Here is a 23,381-nt window from a genome sequence, read left to right as displayed (position 1 = left end):
AACAGCTCCCACAACTCATCCGGCACCAGCCGCTCAACGATCCCCGCCACAGCCCACAGCCCACAGCCTACCGAGCCAATTGAGATGACATCTAAACATCACATATCGGGGTATCCCTCGCGGCAGGGGGGTGCACGGTTAGATCAGTGTTTCAAAAAGGTCATCGATCGGATCGCCAGGCTGCCCAGAGGAGTGAATATTCCCCTGACGCTCCTCCCTTTCCCGTTCACCCGGGTCCGATTCATCCAACTCTTCGTCGCCAAAATCGAGATCCTGAGCGACTTCGTACTGGAGCATCGACAGTCGATCTACGAGAGCGACTGGGTCCAGTGATTCTTGAAGTTCGAAATCTGATAGCGCCTCTTGAAGGGAAGATAGGGAACTTTCACATTCCACAACGTTGTTCACTCTTCCAGCCTCCGCCCAGTCCCACTCTGACGCAAAAGACGCAAATCGCTGCCGAAGGTTCGCCTCGCTTTGCTCAGACCAGCGCGATGGTTTAACACCGAGGTCCCTAAAAACAGAAAGGGCCGACTGGAAGTTCTCAGGGTGTTCAAGGACTTGCAGCATCCTGGCTGCTGCAAGGTCACGGGCCGCCACGAGCTGATCCTCTACGCTCTCATACCTCGACAGATATCGCAGGAGAGGAAATTCGCGCGCCAAAAGCCCCAAGTCGGCCTGCTGAATACGCTCGGTCAGCATGTGCACAATTCTGAGCAAAGAGCCCTCATCAAGGAGGCTTCGACCATACTTATGGTCGAGAATCAGCATGACAAGGTGTCGACTCCTGACGGATACCTCATGCCGGATTGCCACTCGATAATACGTGGGGCTATTCTCCCAGGTGCACGATTCTGCGGACTCCAGTCGCGTTAGTGCAGACATTAATACTGTCTGGTGACCAGGAGCGAGCCGAGGCAACTGCCGTCCCTGCGGCGCAGCCCCGAAGAACGCATCGAATGCAATCCGGACCAGTTGAGTATGGGAATCCTCTCCGAGCTCCCAGAGCGCGAGTGTTTCTGCTTGCTCAAAGAAGAGACATCCATGGGCCATCTGATTAATTTCATCCGGATGAGTTGACAGGTACGACGAGACATAGTCAACAAAGGAAGGGTTTGCCAGCTGAATTAGCGTTGCACGGTTGCTTGGATGAAATCCGTTCACCTGATCATCTAGCGCCGTGTCTACAGAAACCTGGATGAAGGTACCTTCCAGCTTCTTGAGCAACAGCCTCAGCGTATGCAGATCTGTCCGTCGCCCTCCATCGACGGACTCATATGCATTTAGCGCACGGTGCAAGTCCTTGAGCTCGACTCGCGTACGGATGGTGGTCAGGACCAGCAGCAGGCTCCTCTCCGCCGCGGAGAGCTGGCTCTCAAAAATTCGCTCCCATAGCTCGCGAGGATCATCAAGCGCATTCAGTACGTATTCAAAGAAGTATTCATCCCCGACTCCAGAATTTTTAAAGTTTTTCGTGACAAGCTCGATGATCCTTGGGTTGAAGTTGGCATGCCGAATAACCTCCATGTACCTCCTTTCTCGCAAGACCGACCTGCGCGCAACATCAGACAGTTCAGCGAAATGAATATGGTTGTAGAAAATTTCCGCCTTCTGTTCGGCAGTGTAGTGCGACAGGTCGAGGATCACCTTTCCGTCGGCCAATGTTCGCGAACTCTCTAGGCGCTCATGAACCTGCTGCGCCTGCTGGAGAATGTACTCGCGCGTAGTCATAATCAAGACCTTGTCGCCCGCATCTCGAATACGTTCAACCAAATTCGCCAGTCTACTGTCTTCGTTTTTGTTCAGATTGTCGAGCAGCGAGTTCTGACCCAAGAAATCATCGTACAGAAATGCTTGCTTAACTCCAGGCTTCCACACCTTCTCGATGTCCGTCACGTCACTGGAAGCAGAATAAACTTCCCAACCGTCAGACAGAAGCTTGACAAGAAGCGTCTCGGCAAGAGTTGTTTTACCGATTCCCGGCTCCCCCGAGATCACGCAGACGTGATGCTCCTCAAGCATTTGCAACGAATCTGGATAGGCTTCGCTATGAACATAAAGTTTGCGCCGCTTGATAATCCGGTCGACAAGTCCCGAACTCCTCTGATATAGCTCAGGATGGAGAAGATGATCCAAGACGGCACTCGAAGTAATCCACAGCTTGAAGTTATTAACCTCCACGCGAGGGTGCAGTCTCAACAGATTGTCGAGGTCGTCCACACCCCAGATATCGTCGACCTCCAGCCGCACCCCAGCGAACATGGCTGCGATTTCTTGCTTGTTCTGACGTGTCAGCGAAGCCGAGGTAGCCAAAATATAGCGACAGGAGAACCGATCACCGATCTTTTTGGCTTCAGATTCAAGCTGCCCCTTGATCTGCGCAAAAGTCCGGTTCGGCGAATGCTTGCATTGGACAATGAGGGTTTCCTCGCCGTTTCGATGGAGGCGGATGTCGACACCCCCATCCCGGCCCGGCGGAAACGTCTCCATGCGGACCCCATGATCTGCTTGGAGGAGATCCCTCACCAAGATTTCGAAATCATGAGGAGAGAGATCGCTGTAGTTGCGCGCCATGCGTCTAGTATCCCAATGAGTCCTCGGTGCTGGGGCCGGCTTTACAAAGATCCTTCCTTGGCTTGCGTCGGCGAGGGACGCCGACGGCCCGCCGGCTCAACGGCCTGCCAGCACCTCTGCACGCGGGCAGCCACAGCAGCTCTCCCCCTCCCCCCTCCCCGGAAGCCATCATGGATGACATGGCATACAGCTCCAGGAATTGGTGGACCGAACTGGCACTCTTTGTGTCGGTAGGCTCAGCAAGTGCTTTCCTTCTGGCCGCGCTGTGGTCCGTGTCGCTCGACGGACGTGAAGAGACCGTCAACGGACTTCTCTTCATCGTCCCCGGCGTGATCATCGGACTGCTGGCGGCCGCACGTTACCGCCGCCGTCGCACTACTTCGGGCGCCCGCTGACCGTCCGGGTCTCGAACCCGACCAAAGAACGTGGGTCTGCGGCATGAGTCGCAGACCCACACCCCACAGCGATTCGGGACGACCTGGACGACCTGATGTACCGCCACGTCCTGCCGGGCCCCAAGCGGATCGCCAACGAACAGCTCGACGGCGAGATCGAGGCTTGGGCCGTTTCCTCCGGATCGTCTCGCCGAGCCGACGAAGATGGCGGCGACGTGGAGTTCGGCCAGGTGGATAGCGGCCGTCTTGTCGTAGCGAGTGGCCAGGCCACGCCACTGCTTCAGCTTGTCCATGCACCGCTGATCATGCCCTTCGAAGCCGTGTGCGCGGGCTCGAATCCTGCCGGGGGCATCCCGCATGAGGTGCCCGAAGACCCCCGTCACCGGCGGAAACGCTGAGGCCGGGGTCTTCGCGTATGGGCAGTCGGACAGGATCTCGGGGCGTTTGCCCCGGGGCGGGTCCGGCAAGCGCGATGGCTCCCGGCACGTCCGGGAGTCCTGAGGGCGGTTCATCGACTCAAGCGCGGGCCTCGCGGACCAGGGAGCCGTCCCCGTCATAGAGCTCCAGGGAATACGTCAGCCCGAAACGGTGGAGGAGGCCGGCGAGGTCATCGAGCCGCCCTGGATCGATGACTCCGTTCAGCAGGATGCCCCGCCCATCGACGGGATCGAGCTCCACTTCGCACCAGCGGGTCCCTACCTCGTAACCGTTCCAGGAGGACGACCTCGACCTCCAGCCGGCCCGGACGAAGCGCTCAGCGACGGGCGAGGCGTCACGGCAGCCGTGCAGGGTGCCGCACACGTTGTTCTCGGCTTCGGCCCATTCGGGATCGAGTTCTTCGCCCTCATCGGATACGTCCATCGTCGGAGTATGAAGGTTCGGGTGATCTCCTGGCGTCCGTCGGTGTCTTGGCGTGGCAGCTCGGCGCAACGTCCGCACTGCGACATGGTCTTGCCGCTCCGACCCGCTGAAACGGCGGGGCGCCCTGATCCGGGTGCTCGGGCGGCTCGCCGTCGGCGGGGGAAGGCCGGCCGGGGTCTTCGCGCAGGGGCGTGTGCCCTGTGGAGCGGACGTCACATCGCGGTTCCGGCCTCCAACAGCAGGCGCTGTACGTCGTCCACGAGGTGGCGGAGGCGGCCGGGGCGTACGTCTTCGCGGTCCAGCCACTCGTCGAAGCGGGGACGCAGGTGCCGCGCCATGACCGTCCCGTGCCGGCGCAGCACCGAGCGGGTGATCGAGATCTCTTCCTGCACCTCTCGGCGGAGTTCGTCGGTCCAGCCCTGCGCCCGGTCGTTCTCCTGCAACGGGGCCTTGAGCGTGGCCACCGCTTCGTCGAGTACCGCAAGCAGGCTCATGGCTTCTCCAGGGACCGCGGCGCGCGGTCGTCGGCTCGGGGTGAGGGACAGACCGTATACGACGTCGGGCAGGACGAGGAGCCAGGGGCGGGGGGCCGGGGCGCCCGGTGCGCGGCCGGTGGGCGCGCTCGGGGCGGGGCCGGCGGAGCGGGCGGGGGACGGCGGCGAGGGCCGTCGTGTCCGGGGCGGCCGCCACCCGGGTGCGGGCGGTGGGGTGTGGCCGTCATGGTCCTCGGGCCGGGTCGCGTGCCGTGCGGGGACCTCGCGGGGGGGCCGTGCCGGTGGGGGGATGTGCCGGGCGCACATCGGCGGGGGCGGGGTGCCTGGTCCTGGGGGTACGGGGGGGTCAGCCGGGGCCGGCGTCCAGGAGGTCGGACTGGGCCAGGAGATAGGCCAGGTGGGCCCGGCTGCGGCCGCCCAGGAGGTCGGACGCCTTCTTGATGTGGGTGGAGACGGTGCGGGGGCTCACCCCCAGCCGGCCGGCGATCGCCGCGTCGGTGTAGCCCTCCACCATCAGGCGCAGCACGGCGCGACGGGTCTCGTCGGTCATGAGCGGGGGGCGGGCGTACTCCTGGGAGATGCTGACCGCCTCGGCGCGCTCCCAGGTGTGGTCGAACACCTTGGCCAGGTAGTGGACGATCGCCGGGTGGTCGATGGCCAGGGCCGCGGTTCTCAGTTCGTGGCGCGGGTCCGGGATGAACGCCGTGGTGCGGTCGTAGATGATCAGGCGGTCGAACACCTCGTTGATGGTCCGGAACTGGGCGCCGGACGCGGTGGCCCGCTCGATGTAGGCGAGCGTGGGGCCGTGGGCGCGCACGGTGTGCTGGTAGAGGGTGCGCTGTTTGACGCCGCGCCGGTGCATGGCGAGGACGCGGGACAGTGATCTCGCGAGGTTCTCCGGGGCGCGTCCGCCGCCCGGCTGGCAGGTGAGGAGCTCCTCACGGCATGCCTCGGCGGCCTGTTGCAGGGCCGCCTGGATGACTTCGGCCCCCTGGAGGAGTCGTACGGGGCCGGCGGCGGCCGACCGGGTGGAGCGGTACACCGTCTCGGCCGCCGAGATCGAGTCACGGATGGCGGCGATGGTGTGCTGGTGGGCCAGCAGCTCGCGTTCTATGGGGCGGGTCAGCTCGCGGTCCGCGATGTCGGGAGGGACGGCCGCCAGCAGTGCGGGGGTTTCGGCCAATGGCCGCATCAGCCCCAACCGGAGGAGACAGTCCGGTACTTCCTCGGAAACCGGACCTTGCAGCAGGGCCCGGCGGTAGACCTCGAGACCACGAGCGCACAGCTTGGCTACGTTCGAATGCGGGGCTAAGTCCGAACTTGTGCACATTTGCCTCTCCTTCCGATTCTTGCATTGCGTGATCATGATGCTACTCAACCGACCATTCAGGCGCTGTCGTACGGCATATTTCTCGTGGCGAGAGGCCGAGGGGCCTTTCAGCCAGGGGAGGGAAAATGCAATCGAAGGAAATCTCCATACCCGTGTTCCTCGCGGTGGCTCTGGCATTGATCTTGAGCCTCGGCGGGCAGGGCGTCGCCGGCTTCTTCGGAGGATCGAATTCCGCCATCGTGCAGGCGACCGTGAAGACCGAGCAGCCCGACGACGACTGGTAGAGAGCGGACGGTCGGCCGGGCGGCCGACGGGTACGTCGGATTTCCGCGGTGTGAATCCCGGGCGTCGCTGATTCGCCCGATTCGAGGGGGGCGCTGGATGAGTACGGACAGGAACGGGGAAACGGTCGGCATACTCCTCGCCGGCGGCCGGGGCGAGCGGGCCAAGCCCATCACGCTCAAGTCCCCGGACCACATCCGCAGCAAGGCACTGATCCCGTTCGCCGGGCGCCGCCTGGTGGAGTGGGTGGTGGACGCCTGCCGCGAGCAGGGCATCCGCCGCTTCTACGTGGTGACCCATGGCCTGGAGAACCGTACCCAGATCAAGCTCCTGCTCGGCCACGGCGAGCGCTACGGCGTCGATGTCACCTACTCCCGCTCGCGCTTCGACCGGTACAACGTCGGCTCGGCCGGTGCCACGCTGCACAACCTCGAACAGTGGGACCTCCAGGGCCGTGCCCTGGTGCTCCCGGTCGACTCCCTCTTCGACTTCGACCTGGAGTCGATGGAGGCGGCGCACGCCGAGCGCGGCGCGCTGGTGACCGTGGCCGCCGTGCGGCGCACGGCCGACGAGATCGCGGGCAAGTACGGGGTGATGCGCACCGACGACGACGGGCTGGTCCAGGGCTTCGTCGAGAAGCCCGACCGGACCCGGCTCGGGGAGCTGTTCCCACGCACCACGGTGGACGCGGACGTCACCCTCCCCACCAACGCGGGGATGTACCTGGTGGACTGCGCCCGGCTGCGGCTGCTCGCCCGTGAGCCGGAACTGTTCCGGCAGAGCTACCAGCGGCTCGACTGGGGCCAGGACCTGCTGCCGTGGCTCGCCGCCCGCGGCCTGCCGGTGGCGGCCCACTCCATCGGGCGGCTCGGCGACCTGGGCAACGTACCGGACTATCTGCACACCCTGGGGCTCGTGCTCGACGGCGCGTACGAGCAGATGAACCGGCTGATGCGGCGCCCCGACGTCGCCTCACCGCGCTGCTGGATCCACGAGAGCAGCCTGCGGACGAAGGACGACGTCACCGGCACCACCCTCGCCCAGAAGATCGACGAGGGCTCGGTGGTGGTCGGACCGGGCGTCAGGATCGGCCGTGAGGTGGAGATCGGACCCGGCGTGCGGCTCGATCACGCGGACATCGGCGACGGGGCCGAGGTCCGCGAGGGCGCCACGGTGGTCCGGTCGGCCGTCGGTGAGTCCGCCGTCGTCGGCGCGTACGCCGAGATAGAGGACTCCTACATAGGACCCATGGCCGAGGTCTGCTCGGAGCGGACCCGGCCGGCACGGCTCGAACGTTTCTCGGCCATCGGCGACGGCGCCATGCTCTGGCCGGGGTCACGGTTCTGCGGGGTGAGCGTCTACCCGCGGCTCAGGGTGCCCGCGATGACCGGGGTGCCCGCGGAAACGGAACTCAAGAGCGCCGACGACATCCTCAACTGGGTGTAGCGGCGGCGGATCACTCCTGGAGGGGACCATGCGGAGTCCCATTGCGGTAATCGGAGGCGCGGGCCGGCTGGGCAGTCTGGTGACCCGCCGCCTGCTTCAAGAAGGCACCCGGGTACGGGTGGTGAGCCGGCATCCCGAACGCGGCCGGCTGCCGCTCGGAGTGGAGGAGCACCGCGCCGACGTGCGGTACGCCGACTCGCTGGCCACCGCGCTGCGCGGCTGCGCCGGTGTGGTGTTCAGCGTCGAGCCGGGTACGGCCGACTCCGGGCCCGACAGCCCCGAGACGACCATGTACGACGGCGTGCGCAATGTGCTGGCCGCGGCCACGGAGCACGGCGAACGGCCGCACTTCGTACTGGTCAGCCAGATCTTCGTGACGCGGCGCGAGCACCCCATGAACGCGTACGGCAGGCTCCTGGACTGGCGGCTGCGCGGTGAGGACGCCGTGCGCGAGTCGGGGCTTCCGTACACCGTCGTACGCCCCAGCTGGCTGACGGACGAGGGCTTCGCGGGCAACCGGGTGCGGCTGGAACAGGGCGACCGGGGCGACGGCTGGGTGTCGCGCACGGCGGTGGCCGAGGCGTGCGTCCAGGCGCTGTCCTCGCCGGCCGCCGCGGGCCGCACCTTCGAGATGTACAACGAGCTGGGCGAGACGCCGACCGACTGGGCGCCGCTGTTCGCCCGGCTCGGCGCCGACCGGCAGCTGGAGCGGAGCCGCTAGGCAGCGGCCGGTGGTGTGCCCGTCCGGGCGCACCGAGGACCGACGAGGGCGGGCCCACCCCATCCCCCGCCCCGTCCTCACCCCCGTCGCCCACGTCCCCCGGAGCGACGGGGCCGGACCCGGGGCCGGTGACACGCGGATGCCGTGACGACGCGTCCGCGTGCCGGCCGGCCCCGGTGTCCGCTTCCGGCCGGCTTCCCGTGCCGGTGCCTCCCGTGGCCGGGGCCGCCCCTGCCGGGGTTCCGGTGCCGGTCTTCCGGGCCCGACGCTTCGGGACCGGTACAGCGGGGGCGGTATAGCAGGGGCGGTGTATCGGGACCGGTAATCGGGGGCGGTAATCGGGGGCGGTATATCGGGAGCGGTGTTTCCGGACCGGTCTTTGCGGACCGGGTCCCCTTTCCGGTGTACCGGAATACGGGGTCCGCACACCGGTTTCCGGATGGCGGATTCGCGTGCGCGTACCCATTCGCTTCCGCGCTCCCGGAATGACAGGAAAAAACCGGCTGGCCGATTTGCCCCGGACCGACGTAGACTTCTGTGGAGAGAGCTGGGTAACGGTCGTGGAAGACCTGAATATGCCCGAGGATCATTCCCCCGCAATATTCACCGAGTTCCTCACGCGGACACTCGCTTCCATTCCCCGGAGCGACCAACGCCGCTGGGGCGAACTGTATGTGCGGGGCCTCCTCTCGGTGGACGGCAAGAAGACGATGCGGGCCCTCGCCACCCACGCGGGAGGCGGTGTGGAACAGAGCCTGTACCAATTCATCACGAAGTCACCGTGGGACTGCGTTCCGGTACGACGGGAAATGGCCCGCCACCTCCACCTGCGCACCGAACCGCGCGCCTGGGTGGTGCGGCCGCTGGTGATCACCAAGGTGGGCCAGCACTCCGTCGGCGTCGAGCGGCAGTTCGTGGCGCAACTGGGCCGGATCGTCAACTGCCAGCAGGGCATGGGACTTTGGCTGGCCTCCGACCGGTTCAGCACGCCCGTCGACTGGTGGCTGGCGCTGCCCGAGTGCTGGACCGACGAACCCGAGATGCGGCGCCGCGCCTCCATTCCGGAGCACGTCGGGTCCTGCCCGCCGGAGCAGTGCGCGATCGGCTCGGTCGTCCGGATGACCGAGGAGTGGAACATGCCCGCCCGCCCCGTGGTGATGGACCTGCGCGACACCGCGCCGTTCCCGCTGTGCGCCGAGCTGATGGACCGACAGGTCCCGTTCGTCGTACGGGTGGATCCGGCCAAGTCGCACACGCTCGTCGAGCCGTTACGGCCCGCCGACCGGTCCCCCGCCCACGTCTCGGCGGCCGACCCGGACGGCGGCCTCACCGGGGCGCTCAGCCGCAACCGCATGCCCGTCGAGTGGCTCGACCACCGCACCGGGGCCGTCCGCGCCACCTCCGTCGGCTCCGCCCGCGTACGGCTGCGCTCCCCCGGCGGCGGCCGGGACGGCCGGCAGGACCTGGTCCTGCTCGGGGCGTGGGGCAAGCCGGGACGGCGCACCCCCAGCGAGTACTGGCTGTCCAACCTGTCCCGGCCACGGCTCGGGACGGTGTACCGCACCGCGATGCTCGGCCGGCGCGTGGAGCGCGACCAGGCGGAGGTGAGCGACCGGCTCGGGCTGCGCGACTTCGAGGGGCGTTCCTTCCGGGGCTGGCACCACCACATGACCATGGTGTCCCTCGCGCACGCGATCACCATGCTGTCCCGGGCCGACCGTGGCCCCGCCCCCGAGTCCTCCGTCCCCCGTAGCGCGAAGGTGTCCGCCGCATGACCGTGTCCCCGGACGTGACCGAGACCGGCCGGATCGCCGCCGATCTGCACCGCCTGCTGCCCGGCTGGCTGGCCCGGCAGCGCTGGTTCGGCGGCAAGGACCGGGCCGCCCCCGACGTGGAGCCCGTCCTCGTCGAGACCCTGTGCGCCGACGGCCCGCGGCTGCTGCTGGTCGTCGTGCGCACCGAGTACGACGAGTGGTACCAGTTGCTGGTCGGCGAACGCCCCGCCGTGCCGGTGGGGCTCGGCGACGCGGTGATCGGGCCCAGCGGCGGGGCGCTGCTGTACGAGGCGACCGGCGACCCCGAGCTGATGGGGCGGCTCCTCGGCCTGATCGCGGCGGCCGGCCCCGCGATGGACGCGGTGAGCAGCCCGGCGGCCGGCGCGGGCCCGGCGGCCGGCGCGGTGGCGGACCGGGCGGGCCCGGTGGAGTTCCACCGGCTGCCCGGCGCGGACATACCCACCGGGCTGCCGGCGTCGGTGCTCACCGCCGAGCAGTCCAACACCTCCATCGCGTTCGGCGGCCGGATGATGCTGAAGGTGCTGCGGCACGTCGTCCCCGGGCCCAACGCCGAGGTGGAGATGCTGGCCGCCCTGCGTCGCGCCGGTGACGTGCCGAGCGCGGCGCCGCTCGGCTGGGTGCGGACGTCGGCGTCGGCGCCCGGGGGCGGGATCACGCTCGCCGTCCTCCAGGAGTTCGTGCCCAACCGGGGCGACGGCTGGGCGGTCGCCGTCGCCGAGGCCCGCGCCTGCGTGGTCGGCGAGTGCGAGAGCGTCGCCCCGCTCGGCGGCTTCGCCGAGGAGGCCTACGCCCTCGGGCGGGCCACCGCCCGGGTGCACGCGGCGCTCGCCGAGCAGTTGCCGACCCGGGTGCTCGGCCCGGAACAGGTCGACGGACTCGTGGACGCGCTGACCCGGCGGCTGGAGGCGGCGGTGGACCAGGTGCCGGCCCTGCTGCCGTTCGCCCGGCAGCTGCGGGCGGTGCACCAGGACCTCGGCGAGGTCGCCAAGCGGGGCAACACCCCCCTGCTGGTCCAGCGCGTGCACGGGGACCTGCACCTGGGCCAGACGCTTCGCGGGGCCGACGGCTGGGTCGTGATCGACTTCGAGGGCGAGCCGGGACAGCCGGAGGCCGAGCGGCGGCGGCTCCAGCCCGCGCTGCGCGACATCGCCTCCATGCTGCGGTCCTTCGACTACGCCGCGCACCACGCGCTGGCCGACGTCCTCGGCGTACCGCCGGGCGAACAGTCGCCGCAGAACGTGCACGGCACCCGGCTCGCCCGCCGGGCCTCGGCGTGGGCGGTGCACAACCGGGGCGCGTTCTGCGCGGGTTACACCGCCGGGGGCGGGACGGACCCGCGCGGCCGGCCGGTGCTGCTGCGGGCCTTCGAGGCGGACAAGGCGGTGTACGAAGCGGTGTACGAGGCCCACAACCGGCCCGAGTGGCTGTCCATCCCGATGGCCGCGGTGCGCCGCCTGGCGGGTCGCCACCGCCCGGTGGGGTGAGCGGCGTGGACGTGTCCCCGCCCGGGCCGGACCGGGTCGACGCCGCCGTGGTGGGCGGCGGGCCCGCGGGGCTGTCGGCGGCCGTCTACCTGGCGCGCTACAACCGCCGGGTGCTGGTGTTCGACACCGGTCACGGCCGCTCCACGCACCATCAGGTCAACCACAACTACCTGGGCTTCCCCGGCGGCATCGCCACCGTCGAGCTGCGCAGGCTGGCCGTCGAGCAGCTCGCCCGGTACGACAACGCGCGCGTCGTCCACCACCTGGTCACCGCCGTCGAGGGGGACGCGGCCGGCGGGTTCACACTCCGCTCGCAGGGGCACCGGTGGCAGGCGCGCACGGTGCTGCTGGCGACCGGGGTGCTGGACCACTTCCCGCACTTCCCCGACTGGCAGGCGTACGTGGGGCGGTCGATGTTCTGGTGCATCACCTGCGACGGGTACGAGAACCGGGGCCGCGACATCCTCGTCGTCGGCCACACCGACGCCGCCGCCGGCGAGGCGATGCAGCTGCACGCGCTGACCGACCGGGTGCGGCTGCTGACCAACAGCCGCCGCGACGACATCAGTGAAACGTTCCGGCGCAGGCTGGCCGGCGCCGGGATCGAGGTGGTCCACGACCGGATCGGGGAGGTCGAGGGGGCGGACGGCCGGCTGCGCGCCGTCCTCACCCGGGGCGGACGCCGGCTCGGGCTCGACGCCCTGTTCTCCCTCCAGGGCGCGACCCCCGAGACCGCGCTCGCCCGCGCCCTCGGCGTGACGCTCAACGACGCCGGCTACGTCGTGGTCGACTCCGAGCAGAAGACCTCCGTACCCGGGGTGTACGCGGCCGGGGACGTCACCTCCCTGCATTCCCACCAGGTGGCCGCGGCGGTCCACGAGGGGGCGCAGGCGGCGTCCGCCGCGCATTACTTCCTCCATCCACCGGAACTCAAAGCCGACTGACCGAACCTCAGTTCAGGAAGTCGGCGGAGGTTCTTTGCCGCCCGTACGGACGGCCGCCAATGATGGCGGAGCACCGTCCCGGAAATGTGGCATTTCCATGCGCGATGCCGCGCGGGGCCGAAAAGGAGACTTCCCCATGATTCATCAGTTCATTCTGGCGGCGCCCAAGCCGGGAATGACCGCCCAGGAGTTCCAGGACTACTGGGTGGACGTCCACGCCGTGAAGTACGCCGCGAAGATTCCGCAGATCCGCAAGTACCTGGTCGACACCCGTGTGGAGACCGGTGCCGATTTCGGCACGCCGGCCCTGCCCCACCAGGGCATCGCGGAGATCTGGCTGGCCGACGGCGAGGAGCAGCTCGCCTCGCTCCAGACGGAGGAGTTCCTCCAGGGCGCCCGCCTCGACGAGCCCAACTGGGCGGCGTTCTGGCAGACGATCGTCGTCGACACCACGGCGTACGAGGTCATCCCCGGCCCCGCGCTCGCCAAGGGCCAGGACTGGGTGAAGCTCACCGTCCTGATGAAGCGCCGCCCGGGCCTCGGCCTGGAGGAGTACCGCAAGCGGACGCTCGGCGGCTACGCCTCGGTCGTCGGCGCCACGCCGGGCCTGCGCCGCTACCTGCACGCGCACACCGTGGACGGCGCCTACGTCTTCGGCGAGGCCGGCTTCGACAGCGTCGAGCAGCTGTGGTTCGACGACGTCGAGGCCCTGAAGGAGGCGCTGCGCTCGCCGTACTTCACCGGCCAGGTGGCCGCCGCCCGCGACGAGGTGGCCGACCCGAAGTACGTGTTCTCCCTCGCCGTGAAGGAGAACTGGATCATCGGCCCCGAGGCCCGCTGACGCGCCGGTGACGCGCCGCTGATCCACCCCACCGATTACCGAAGGAGCAGGCGTGGCCAGAAGGAACGCCAAGAAGATCCTCGTGATTCTGTCGGAGTACGGCTACTGGGGCGAGGAGCTCGTCGGGCCGCTGCACCACTTCGACCAGCGTGGTTACGAGGTCGTGTTCGCCACCCCCACCGGCAAGCAGCCGCACGCGCTCCCGCCGAGCATGGACCCCACGTACATCGACCCGCCGCTGGGCAAGTCGGTGACGTCCGAGGAGGTCGCCAAGCTCACCCGGCAGGTCGACGAGTCGGACCGCCTGGCCGACCCGATCGACATCTCCGGCTGGGTGCCGGAGCGCCCCTACACCGCGGACGAGGACTACCTGCGCAAGCTGGAGGCCTACCACCGTGCCGTGGACCTGGTCGCCCAGGAGCTGGAGGAGTACGACGCGCTGCTGATCGTCGGCGGCTCCGGCCCGATCGTGGACCTGGCCAACAACGAGCGGGTGCACCAGATCATCCTGTCCTTCCTGCGCGCCGGAAAGCCGATCGCCGCCGAGTGCTACGGCGTCGCCCCGCTCGCGTTCGCCCGCGACTGGGAGGACCGCAAGTCGATCATCTGGGGCAAGCACGTCACCGGGCACTGCAAGGAGTACGACTACAAGGACGGGACCGGTTTCCTCGGCACCGATTTCGTCATGGGTCCGCCGCCGTATCCGCTGGAGTACATCCTGCGTGACGCCACCGGCCCCGACGGCCGATACCACGGCAATTTCGGCAAGGAAACGTCGGTGATCGTGGACTACCCGTTCATCACCGGGCGTTCGACCCCGGACTCGTACCTCACCGGCGAAAAGATCGTCGAAGTCCTCGAGGACGGGCTGCGCCGCTTCGGCTGGTAATCCAACGGTTGACCGACGAGAGAAGGAAGACATGGCCAGGCAGGGTAAAGCGGCGATCATCGAGCAATTCCTCGCCGATGGAATTCCTTATATGTTCGGCAATCCAGGGACGGTCGAGCAGGGATTCCTGGACGCGCTGGAGGAGTACGACGGTCTCCAGTACATCCTGACCCTGCAGGAGACGGTCGCCGCCGGCATCGCCGACGGGTACGCCCGGGCCACCGGCCGCCCGGCGCTGCTCCAGCTGCACAGCGGCGTCGGCCTCGGCAACGCGATCGGCATGCTCTACCAGGCCAAGCGAGGCCACTCGCCGCTCCTGGTGATCGCCGGCGAGGCCGGGGTCAAGTACGACGCGATGGACGCGCAGATGGCGGCCGACCTGGTCGCCATGGCGGAGCCCGTCACCAAGTACGCGACCCGGGTCACCGACCCGCACTCGGTGCTGCGGGTGCTGCGGCGGGCCATGAAGATCGCGATGACGCCGCCGCGCGGCCCCGTCTTCGTCTCCCTTCCGATGGACGTCCTGGACGCGGTCAACACCGAGCCGGTCGTCCCCAGCACGTTCCTGGAGACCCGGGCGCTGCCGGTGCCCTCCCTGGTGGAGCAGGCGGCGCGACTGCTGGCCGGCGCCGAGAGGCCGATCGTCATCGTGGGCGACGGCGTCTCGGCGTCCGGCGGGCAGGCGGAGCTGGTCCGGGTGGCGGAGCAGCTGGGCGCCGACGTGTGGGGCATGGACTTCTCCGAGGTGAACCTGGACGCCCGGCACCCGCTCTACCGGGGCCAGCTCGGCCATATGTTCGGCGAGGTCAGCCGGGCGGCGGTGCGGGACGCGGACGCGGTGCTGATCGTCGGCACGTACGTCTTCGGCGAGGTGTTCCCGGTGCTGGACAACCCGTTCCGGGAGGACGCCAGGATCGTCCACATCGATCTCGACGGGTACGAGATCGCCAAGAACCACCCCGTCACGCTCGGGCTGGTCGCCGACCCCAAGGCGACCCTGGCCGCGCTCGCCACCGAACTGGACGGCCGGCTGTCGGCCGAGGACCGGGCGCTGGCGTCGGGGCGGCTGGAGGCGCGCCGCCGTGAGCAGCCGGACGGGCCGCAGGACGACGGTTCACTGCTGCACCACTTCCTGCGGGAGCTGGCCGGGCAGGCGCCGGAGGACCTGATGGTCTTCGACGAGGCGCTGACGGCGGCCGGGCCGCTCAACGCGTACCTGCCGGGGCGGCTGCCGGGCCACTGGTTCTCCACGCGCGGCGGGTCGCTGGGCGTGGGCATCCCCGGGGCGCTGGGCATCAAGCTCGCCCACCCCGACAAGACGGTGATCGGCTTCACCGGCGACGGCGGGTCGATGTACACCTTCCAGGCGCTGTACACGGCGGTCCGGCACGACATCGGCGCCAAGTTCGTGATCTGCAACAACCGCAGCTACAAGCTGCTCGACCTCAACATCGAGCAGTACTGGCGGGAGCGGGACATCCCCGAGCACGCCCACCCGACGCCGTTCGACCTGTCCCGCCCCGACCTCGGCTTCACCCGGCTCGCCGAGGGGTTCGGCGTCGAGGCGCTGCGGGTCGACGACCACGAGCAGGTGGCGTACGCGGTCAAGCGGATGTTCGGCGACGACAAGCCGTTCCTCGTCGACCTGCGGACCACCGAGGGAACAACCGAAGGGGGGAGCCATGGCCGGCACAGCTGAGACACCGTCGCGCGACGGTGTGCTCACCGGCCGGAGGATCGCGGTCCTCACGGAGAGCGACTTCTACGAGCCCGAGATCGCCTACTACCAGCGCCGGTTCGCCGAGGAGGGCGCCCGCGTCGACTTCCTCACCCGGCTGTGGGGAAACAGGTCCATCACCTTCACCGGCCACGAGTACCGTGCGCCGCTGACCGTGACCCGCAGCCTGGAGGACCTGGACGACCGGCGGCTGCGCGAGTACAGCGCGCTGATCGTGCCGTCCGGCATGGTCGCGGACCGGCTGCGCTACACCGAGGACATCGAGCGGCTGGCGCCGGCCACCGATCTGCTGCGCCGGGCGTTCGCCCGGTCGGGCGTGGTCAAGGGGATCATCTGCCACGGCATGTGGCTGGCCGCGTCGATCCCGTACGTGGTGCGCGGCCGCAAGGTGGTCTGCCACAACAACCTCATCGGCGACGTGCGCAACATGGGCGCCAACTACGTGGACCAGGACGTCGTCGTGGACGGGGACCTGGTGACCGCGCGGACGGGCGACCACTGCCATCTGTTCGCCAGGACCATCATCGACGAGCTCGTGCTGCGAGGGGCGTGAATGCCATGTCCACCACTTCCGACACCGTGAACTTCACGTTCTCCGACACCATCGCGGGCCGGGTCACCGGATTCGACCGCGACGCCCGGGTGGTGAGCGTGATCACCCCGGCCGGCACGGAGTTCCGGATATCCCTGGACGGCGGCCCGAGCGCCGAGCTGCTGCACAACCTGGGCGAGCCGTACCAGGACGCCTCGGGGCACATCGACGACATGCTCCAGGAGGGCACGTTCGTCCTGGCGTACGGCGTGTTCTACCCCACCGAGGAGCGGCTGCGGTTCGAGGCCAAGCGGCTGATCTTCGTGGGCCGGCAGGGCGACGACTTCCGCTTCGAGGAGGCGGGCTGGTGGGTCCGGCAGATCAAGGAGATCGCCGCGTTCTACCGCAAGGCGCAGTTCGGCGACGGGCCGGTCGACTTCGGGCAGTACCGCACCGAGATCCGGCTCGGCGGGGAGAAGACCGCCAGCCACGTCCAGGAGACCGACACGATCTCCCGGCTGGTGTACGGCATGGCGTCGGCCTTCCTGCTGACCGGTGAGGACGAGTACCTGGAGGTCGCCGAGCGCGGCACCGAGTACCTGCGCGAGCACATGCGGTTCGTCGACACCGACGAGAACGTCGTGTACTGGTACCACGGGCTGTCCATCGACGGCGACATCGAGAAGAAGCTGTTCACCTCGGAGTTCTCCGACGACTACGACGCGCTGCCGGCGTACGAGCAGATCTACGCGCTCGCCGGGCCGGTCCAGACGTACCGGATCACCGGGGACCCGCGGATCAGGAATGACGCCGACGCCACCCTCCGGCTGTTCGACCGGTTCTACCTGGACCCGGAGCACGGCGGGTACTTCTCGCACATCGACCCGATCCTGCTGAGCCCGCACCACGAGTCCCTCGGCCCGAACAAGGCCCGCAAGAACTGGAACTCGGTCGGCGATCACGCCCCCGCCTACCTGATCAACCTGTACCTGGCGACGGGCGAGAAACGTTACGCCGACATGCTGGAGTACACGTTCGACACCATCGTCGAGCGGTTCCCCGACCCGAAGAACAGCCCGTTCGTCCAGGAGCGGTTCCACCAGGACTGGTCGCACGACACCACCCACGGCTGGCAGCAGAACCGGGCGGTCGTCGGCCACAACCTGAAGATCGCCTGGAACCTGATGCGGATGCACAGCCTCCGGCCCAAGGCCGAGTACCTGGACATGGCCGCCTCCATCGGCGAGACCATGCCGGACGTCGGCGCCGACCGCCAGCGCGGCGGCTGGTACGACGTGGTCGAGCGGATCAAGCACGACGGCGAGGAGCACTTCCGCTTCGCCTGGCACGACCGCAAGGCCTGGTGGCAGCAGGAGCAGGCGATCCTCGCGTACCTCATCCTGCACGGCATCACCGGACGGGAGGACTTCCGCGACGAGGCCCGCGACGCCCAGTCCTTCTACAACGCCTTCTTCCTCGACCACGACGAGGGCGCCGTCTACTTCAACACCCTCGCCAGCGGCCTGCCGTACCTGCTGGGCGTCGAGCGGCTCAAGGGCAGCCACTCGATGAGCATGTACCACTCGGCGGAGCTGTGCTATCTGGCGGCCGTCTACAACAACCTGCTGGTCGGCGGCAAGGCCATGGACTTCTGGTTCAAGCCCGACCCGTCCGACCTGGACGGCCGGCTGCTGCGGGTCGCTCCCGACCTGCTGCCGCCCGGCTCGGTGCGGATCGAGTCCGTCGAGATCGAGGGCGAGCCGCACACCGACTTCGACGCCGGCGCCCTGACCGTGACGCTCCCCGAGACGTCCGGCCGGGTGAAGGTCAGGGTCCGGCTGGCCCCGAGGGCCCGGACGGAGGTGGCCGGATGACCGTCAAGGTCAACTCGCGCTCCGAGGGCGACATCACCGTCATCGCCCTCGACGGCGAGATCAACAGCACCACTTCCGGGGGCCTCCAGGCGCAGCTCCTGCCCTTCATCCGGCAGGGCTCCGACGTCCTGGTCGACCTCACCGGGGTGTCCTACGTCTCCAGCGCCGGGCTGCGCACCCTGCTCATCGTGCACCGCCGCGCCCAGCAGCTGAACGCGCGGATCACCCTCGTCGGTCTGTCGGAGGAGGTCACCTTCGTCATGAACGCCACCGGCTTCCTGGACTTCTTCCGGATCGGCGAGGACGTCGACTCCGAGCTGGAGCGGGCGGCGCGATGAGCCCCCAGGACCTGACGGAGACCCGCGAGCGCGTCGACGCGTACCCCACGCACCGGATCGCCGGCTACCGGGTACGGGCCGGGAGGCCCTTCCCGTACGGGGCGACCCCGGTGCCGGGCGGCGTCAACTTCTCGGTGTACTCGGACCGCGCCACCTCGATGAGCCTGGTGCTCTTCGAGCGCGGCGCGCCCGAGCCGGCCGCGGAGCTGCCCTTCCCGGCGGAGTTCCGCACCGGCAGCGTGTACGCGATGACGGTGTTCGGGCTGGACGTCGAGAACCTGGAGTACGGCTTCCGCGCCGACGGGCCGTTCGACCCGGTGACCGGCGACCGGTTCGACGCCCGCCGGGTGCTCAGCGACCCGTACGCCCGGCTCGTCTCGGGCCGGGACGTGTGGGGGCGCGAGCCCGACTGGAACGACGTCTACCCCTACCGCGCCCAGGTGGTGAACGACGACTTCGACTGGGGCGACGACACCCCGCTGCGGATCCCCACCGAGGACCTCGTCATCTACGAGACGCACGTGCGCGGCTTCACCCGGCACCCCTCGTCGGGGGTGACGGCGCCGGGGACGTACGCGGGGCTGCGGGAGAAGATCCCGTACCTGCGGGAGCTCGGCGTCAACTGCGTCGAGCTGCTGCCGGTCTTCGAGTTCGACGAGCTGGACAACCCGCGCACCAACCCGGTCACCGGCGAGCGGCTGCACAACTACTGGGGGTACAACACCGTCTCCTTCTTCGCCCCGAAGGCCGGCTACGCGGCGACGGGCCGGTTCGGCATGCAGGCCGACGAGTTCAAGTCGCTGGTGAGGGAGCTGCACCGGGCGGGCATCGAGGTCGTCCTCGACGTGGTGTTCAACCACACCGCCGAGGGCAACGAGTACGGGCCGACGATCTCGTTCCGCGGGCTCGACAACGCCACGTACTACATGCTCACCCCGGACGGGCAGTACTACAACTTCAGCGGCACCGGGAACACCGTCAACTGCAACCACCCGGTGGTGCGGGACTTCGTGCTGGGCTGCCTGCGCCACTGGGTCGCCGAGTACCACATCGACGGGTTCCGCTTCGACCTGGCGGCCATCCTCGACCGCGCCCCGGACGGCACCCCGCTGCCCAACCCGCCGCTGCTGGAGCAGCTCGCGTACGACCCGATCCTGCGGCACACCAAGCTGATCGCCGAAGCCTGGGACGCGGCCGGGCTGTACCAGGTCGGGCACTTCCCCAACTACGGCCGCTGGTCGGAGTGGAACGGCAAGTACCGCGACGCGGTGCGCAGGTTCGTCAAGGGCGAGCCTGGCATGGCCGGCGAGCTGGCCACCCGGATGGCGGGCTCCCCCGACCTGTACCAGGGCCGCGGGGCCGCCGCGTCCGTCAACTTCATCACCGCGCACGACGGGTTCACCCTCAACGACCTCGTCTCGTACAACGACAAGCACAACGAGGCCAACGGCGAGGGCAACGGCGACGGCGCCAACGACAACTACAGCTGGAACTGCGGCGAGGAGGGCCCCAGCGCCTCCCCGCACGTGCGGGACCTGCGGATGCGCCAGATGAAGAACCTGCTGGCGATCCTGCTCACCAGCCAGGGTGTCCCCATGATCCTGGCCGGCGACGAGGTGGGCCGCACCCAGCTCGGCAACAACAACACGTACTGCCAGGACAACGAGCTGTCGTGGTTCGACTGGGGCCTGGTGGAGGCCAACGCCGAGCTGCTGGAGTTCACCCGCGGCCTGATCGCGTTCCGGCACGCGCACCCGGTGCTGCGCAACACCGAGCACCCGCGCGGCGTCGACTCGATGGGCAGCGGCTACCCGGACGTCAGCTGGCACGGAGTGCGCGCCTGGCACCCCGACTGGGCGGACCACTGCCGGGTCGTCGCCCTGATGCGGTGCGGCCGGCACGCCAAGGGCGGGGTGCCCGACGACCACGTGTACGTCGCCGTCAACGCCCACTGGGAGCCTCACGACATGGAGCTCCCGCAGCTCCCCGACGGCCAGGCCTGGCACCTGTTCGCCGACACGGGGGCCCTGATGCCGTACGGCATGCATCCGCTCGGCCGCGAGCCGCTGCTGGAGCACCCCGGGCGCTACCACCTGGGCCCGCACTCGGCGGTGATCCTCGTGGGCCGCGCGGTATCCACGACGCAAGCGACGCAGAAGGAGATGGCACCGTGACGTTCGACGTGAGGCTGAGGCTCAACGAGCGGGTGGCGACGATAGAGCTCGTCGGCGAGCTGGACGCGTCCAGCGCCGGCCGCTTCCACGACACGATCGACGAGGCCGCGGCGGCCGGGTCGATCGAGCTGGTGATCAGGGCCGAGAAGCTGGAGTACATGTCCAGCGCGGGGCTGCGGTCGCTGGTGTTCGCCCGCCAGAAGATGGGCGACGACGTCAGGATCGCCATCGTCGGTGCCACGGAACCGGTCGCCCACACGATCAGGCTGGCCGGGTTCGACCACAGCATCGACCTGATCGACGCCTGAGGGGGCGGGGAGACATGCGCCTCGACTCCGGCGCCACGTCGCCGTCCGGCACGTCCGCCGGATCCCTCGCCCCGGCCGCGCCGGGCGGTGCCGCCCCCAGCGGTGCCGGCGTGCCGGGCGGTACGGGTGCCGGTGCGCCGGCCGCCGTCGCGGGGGCCGCCGTCGGCCGCGCGCCGGCCGTCCGCGCGCCGGGGGTGCCGGGCGGGCCCGGTGCGGCGGGCGCGTCGCACGCTTCGGGCGGCCCCGGCGGCCCGGGAGCGGGCGGGGCCTCCCGCGGCCCGCGCCCGGAACCGGTACCCGGACCAGTACCGGGACCAGCGGGATCCGGACCGATACCGGGACCGAGACCGATACCGGCACCGGAGACCGGCCCCGGACCGATACCGGCACCGGAGACCGGACCCGGACCGGAAGCGGGACCGAGACCGGAGACCCGACCGAGACCGGAGACCCGACCGGAAACCGGACCGGCACCGGAGACCGATCCGGGACCGGCACCGGAGACCGCACGGGCGCCGGGTACCGGGCCCGGCGGGGCCCCGGACGGCGCGGGCGCCCGCCCCGGTGGGGCGCGGCGTGCCGGGGCCGCGCCGTGGTCCCCCGGGGCGCCGGACGCGCTGCGGATCCCCGCGCGGCTGGCGTGCCTGGACCGGGTTGCCGAGTTCGTGCTGGGCCTCGGGGCGCGGGCCGCGCTTCCGGAGAGCTCCCTGTACCGGCTGCGGCTGGCCGCCGACGAACTGGCGACCAACATCGTCATGCACGGCTACCGGGGCACCGCGGGCGAGATCTCCGTGGACGGCGGCATCGACCCCGACCAGGTCTGGGTGCGCTTCGAGGACGACGCCCCGGCCTTCGACCCGCGCCAGGGCATGCGCGCCCCGGTGCTCGACGTGCCGCTCGCCGAGCGGCAGATCGGCGGGCTCGGGGTCTTCCTCGCCTTCACGGCGGTCGACTCCTTCGAGTACGAGCTGGTCGCCGGCCGCAATGTGAGCACGCTCGTGATGCGCCGCCCGGCCACGGCCGCCGGCCCCGGGACGGGATGAGGTGACATGCTCCAGACCAATGTGCTGCTCCTGGACGAGCACCGCAGCGCGCCGCCGGAGCTGCTGAAGGCCCTGGACAGCGTGGGCGCCGTGGTGCGCATCCGGACGCCGGCCGACGTGCTGGTCGTCCAGCACGGCCAACTGCCCACCACCGAGGTGCTGCTGGCGTACGCGGGCCTGTCGCCGCACACCGTCCGCGCGGTGGCGCGCCGCCTCGACGACGAGGGGCAGCGGCCGACCGTCGTGGCGTTCGCGGAGCACGACCTGCACCTGCTGGGCAGCCACATCCACGCCGGCTCGGACTACCTGGTGCCGCCGTTCTACCCGGACCTCGTACGGGCCCGGCTGCGCGACTGCCACGAGCGGGCCAACTTCAGCCGGACCATGGAGGACGTCACCGCCCGCGCCGAACTGCTCAGCTACGAGCGGGAGCTGGAGATCGGGCGGGAGATCCAGATGGGTTTCCTGCCCGAGTCGCTCCCGAACCCCGACGGCTGGGAGATCAACGTCCGCTTCCGGCCCGCCCGGACCGTCGCCGGCGACTTCTACGACGTGTTCGAGCTGGTCAACAACCGCCGCCTCGCGCTGGTCGTGGCCGACGTCTGCGACAAGGGCGTCGGCGCCGCGCTGTTCATGGCGCTCATCCGCAGCCTGTTGCGGCACACCGCCGAGCAGAGCGGACTGCAGAGCCTGATCGCCGCCGACCTGCTGGGCGAGGACGCCGGCTGGCGCGAGCAGAGCCGGGCCATCCCGGTGGTCGGGGCCACCCCGCTGCTCAACGCCGTGGTGGGCACCAACAACTACCTGACCAGGAACCACATCCGGCAGGGCTACTTCGCCACCATGTTCTTCGGCGTCCTGGACCCGCTCACCGGCAACCTGGTCTACATCAACGGCGGCCACAACCCGCCCGTGCTGGTGAGCGGCGAGGGCAAGGACCCGGTGCTGCTCGAACCCACCGGGCCCGCCGTCGGGGTCATCCCCGACGGCACCTTCTCGCTCGGGTACGCCCAGATCGGTCCCGGCGACACCCTGTTCGTCTACACCGACGGGGTGACCGAGGCCCGCTCGATGTCGGGGCGGTTCTTCGGGGACGACCAGCTGCTCACGGAGCTGGCGCGGGCGGCGGTGCGCGGGGAGGAACTGCTGGACCACATGGACGGGGTGCTGAGCGAGTTCGTCGGCCCGTCCGAGCAGTCGGACGACATCACCATGATGGCCGTCCACTGGCGGCTGCCCGGAGAGCGACGGGACGGCAGACGGGTCCCGCGCCGGGACCACGGCCAGGACGACCACTAGACCGATACACCGGATGGG

Annotated in this window: 22 protein-coding genes; 18 read left to right on the top strand and 4 right to left on the bottom strand. The window is 69.2% G+C overall.

Annotation, left to right across the window (positions count from 1 at the left end; all coding sequences use genetic code 11):
- Nucleotides 1-138: 138 nt before the first annotated feature.
- Nucleotides 139-2,574, bottom strand: coding sequence for an nSTAND3 domain-containing NTPase (locus IE109_RS24305; RefSeq protein WP_189553262.1), 2,436 nt, complete (start codon nt 2,572-2,574; stop codon nt 139-141).
- A 179-nt stretch (nt 2,575-2,753) separates the two neighbouring features.
- On the opposite strand from IE109_RS24305, the gene IE109_RS24300 reads away from it, so the two are divergent.
- Complete coding sequence (locus IE109_RS24300; RefSeq protein ID WP_189553261.1) at nt 2,754-2,969, top strand: hypothetical protein; 216 nt, start codon at nt 2,754-2,756, stop codon at nt 2,967-2,969.
- A 95-nt stretch (nt 2,970-3,064) separates the two neighbouring features.
- Nucleotides 3,065-3,367 (top strand): hypothetical protein, encoded by a 303-nt coding sequence (locus tag IE109_RS24295; RefSeq protein WP_189553259.1) that lies wholly within the window; start codon nt 3,065-3,067, stop codon nt 3,365-3,367.
- A 118-nt stretch (nt 3,368-3,485) separates the two neighbouring features.
- On the opposite strand, the gene IE109_RS24290 is transcribed toward IE109_RS24295, so the two are convergent.
- The 3 genes from IE109_RS24290 to IE109_RS24280 all read right to left on the bottom strand — a co-directional run bounded on the left by IE109_RS24290 (nt 3,486) and on the right by IE109_RS24280 (nt 5,516).
- Nucleotides 3,486-3,830 (bottom strand): hypothetical protein, encoded by a 345-nt coding sequence (locus IE109_RS24290; protein ID WP_189553257.1) that lies wholly within the window; start codon nt 3,828-3,830, stop codon nt 3,486-3,488.
- 212 nt (nt 3,831-4,042) lie between these two features.
- Nucleotides 4,043-4,324, bottom strand: a complete 282-nt coding sequence (locus tag IE109_RS24285) for a hypothetical protein (protein WP_189553255.1) — start codon at nt 4,322-4,324, stop codon at nt 4,043-4,045.
- 346 nt (nt 4,325-4,670) lie between these two features.
- Complete coding sequence (locus tag IE109_RS24280; RefSeq protein WP_229891493.1) at nt 4,671-5,516, bottom strand: helix-turn-helix transcriptional regulator; 846 nt, start codon at nt 5,514-5,516, stop codon at nt 4,671-4,673.
- A 263-nt stretch (nt 5,517-5,779) separates the two neighbouring features.
- Here IE109_RS24280 and IE109_RS24275 point away from each other — a divergent pair, with 263 nt between their 5' ends.
- The 16 genes from IE109_RS24275 to IE109_RS24200 all read left to right on the top strand — a co-directional run bounded on the left by IE109_RS24275 (nt 5,780) and on the right by IE109_RS24200 (nt 23,363).
- Nucleotides 5,780-5,938, top strand: coding sequence for a hypothetical protein (locus tag IE109_RS24275; RefSeq protein ID WP_189553252.1), 159 nt, complete (start codon nt 5,780-5,782; stop codon nt 5,936-5,938).
- A 97-nt stretch (nt 5,939-6,035) separates the two neighbouring features.
- Entirely contained in the window at nt 6,036-7,382 is a 1,347-nt protein-coding gene (locus IE109_RS24270; protein WP_189553250.1) for a sugar phosphate nucleotidyltransferase, read from the top strand.
- A gap of 28 nt (nt 7,383-7,410) precedes the next feature.
- Nucleotides 7,411-8,103, top strand: coding sequence for an SDR family oxidoreductase (locus tag IE109_RS24265; RefSeq protein ID WP_189553247.1), 693 nt, complete (start codon nt 7,411-7,413; stop codon nt 8,101-8,103).
- 575 nt (nt 8,104-8,678) lie between these two features.
- The gene (locus tag IE109_RS24260; protein ID WP_189553246.1) at nt 8,679-9,878 is read left to right on the top strand and encodes an IS701 family transposase; all 1,200 of its coding nucleotides are present in this window, start codon (nt 8,679-8,681) and stop codon (nt 9,876-9,878) included.
- Nucleotides 9,875-11,383 (top strand): maltokinase N-terminal cap-like domain-containing protein, encoded by a 1,509-nt coding sequence (locus IE109_RS24255; RefSeq protein WP_189553244.1) that lies wholly within the window; start codon nt 9,875-9,877, stop codon nt 11,381-11,383. The genes IE109_RS24260 and IE109_RS24255 overlap by 4 nt, the downstream gene beginning before the upstream one ends.
- Nucleotides 11,384-11,388: 5 nt before the next feature.
- Entirely contained in the window at nt 11,389-12,327 is a 939-nt protein-coding gene (locus IE109_RS24250) for an NAD(P)/FAD-dependent oxidoreductase (protein ID WP_189553242.1), read from the top strand.
- A 136-nt stretch (nt 12,328-12,463) separates the two neighbouring features.
- Nucleotides 12,464-13,168, top strand: a complete 705-nt coding sequence (locus IE109_RS24245) for an EthD domain-containing protein (RefSeq protein ID WP_189553240.1) — start codon at nt 12,464-12,466, stop codon at nt 13,166-13,168.
- 52 nt (nt 13,169-13,220) lie between these two features.
- Nucleotides 13,221-14,057: a type 1 glutamine amidotransferase domain-containing protein gene (locus IE109_RS24240; RefSeq protein WP_189553238.1), complete on the top strand. Its 837-nt coding sequence runs from the start codon at nt 13,221-13,223 to the stop codon at nt 14,055-14,057.
- A gap of 31 nt (nt 14,058-14,088) precedes the next feature.
- Nucleotides 14,089-15,756, top strand: coding sequence for a thiamine pyrophosphate-binding protein (locus IE109_RS24235; protein WP_189553236.1), 1,668 nt, complete (start codon nt 14,089-14,091; stop codon nt 15,754-15,756).
- Nucleotides 15,740-16,348 carry a DJ-1/PfpI family protein gene (locus IE109_RS24230; RefSeq protein WP_189553234.1) on the top strand — a complete coding sequence of 203 codons (609 nt, stop codon included), beginning with the start codon at nt 15,740-15,742 and terminating at the stop codon, nt 16,346-16,348. Before IE109_RS24235 ends, IE109_RS24230 begins: the two co-directional genes overlap by 17 nt.
- A gap of 5 nt (nt 16,349-16,353) precedes the next feature.
- Nucleotides 16,354-18,201 (top strand): AGE family epimerase/isomerase, encoded by a 1,848-nt coding sequence (locus tag IE109_RS24225; protein WP_189553232.1) that lies wholly within the window; start codon nt 16,354-16,356, stop codon nt 18,199-18,201.
- Entirely contained in the window at nt 18,198-18,539 is a 342-nt protein-coding gene (locus IE109_RS24220; protein ID WP_189553230.1) for an STAS domain-containing protein, read from the top strand. The genes IE109_RS24225 and IE109_RS24220 overlap by 4 nt, the downstream gene beginning before the upstream one ends.
- Nucleotides 18,536-20,713, top strand: a complete 2,178-nt coding sequence (gene glgX / locus IE109_RS24215) for a glycogen debranching protein GlgX (RefSeq protein WP_189553228.1) — start codon at nt 18,536-18,538, stop codon at nt 20,711-20,713. Before IE109_RS24220 ends, glgX begins: the two co-directional genes overlap by 4 nt.
- The gene (locus IE109_RS24210; protein ID WP_189553226.1) at nt 20,710-21,021 is read left to right on the top strand and encodes an STAS domain-containing protein; all 312 of its coding nucleotides are present in this window, start codon (nt 20,710-20,712) and stop codon (nt 21,019-21,021) included. The genes glgX and IE109_RS24210 overlap by 4 nt, the downstream gene beginning before the upstream one ends.
- A gap of 617 nt (nt 21,022-21,638) precedes the next feature.
- Entirely contained in the window at nt 21,639-22,064 is a 426-nt protein-coding gene (locus IE109_RS24205; RefSeq protein ID WP_189553303.1) for an ATP-binding protein, read from the top strand.
- Nucleotides 22,065-22,070: 6 nt separating this feature from the next.
- Nucleotides 22,071-23,363: a PP2C family protein-serine/threonine phosphatase gene (locus IE109_RS24200; RefSeq protein ID WP_189553224.1), complete on the top strand. Its 1,293-nt coding sequence runs from the start codon at nt 22,071-22,073 to the stop codon at nt 23,361-23,363.
- The last annotated feature ends 18 nt before the right edge of the window (nt 23,364-23,381 follow it).

This window comes from Streptomyces lavendofoliae, assembly GCF_014649735.1.
Lineage (GTDB): Bacteria > Actinomycetota > Actinomycetes > Streptomycetales > Streptomycetaceae > Streptomyces > Streptomyces lavendofoliae.
The sequence above is the reverse complement of the archived record's forward strand: the minus strand, read 5'-3'. Positions and strand labels throughout refer to the sequence as shown.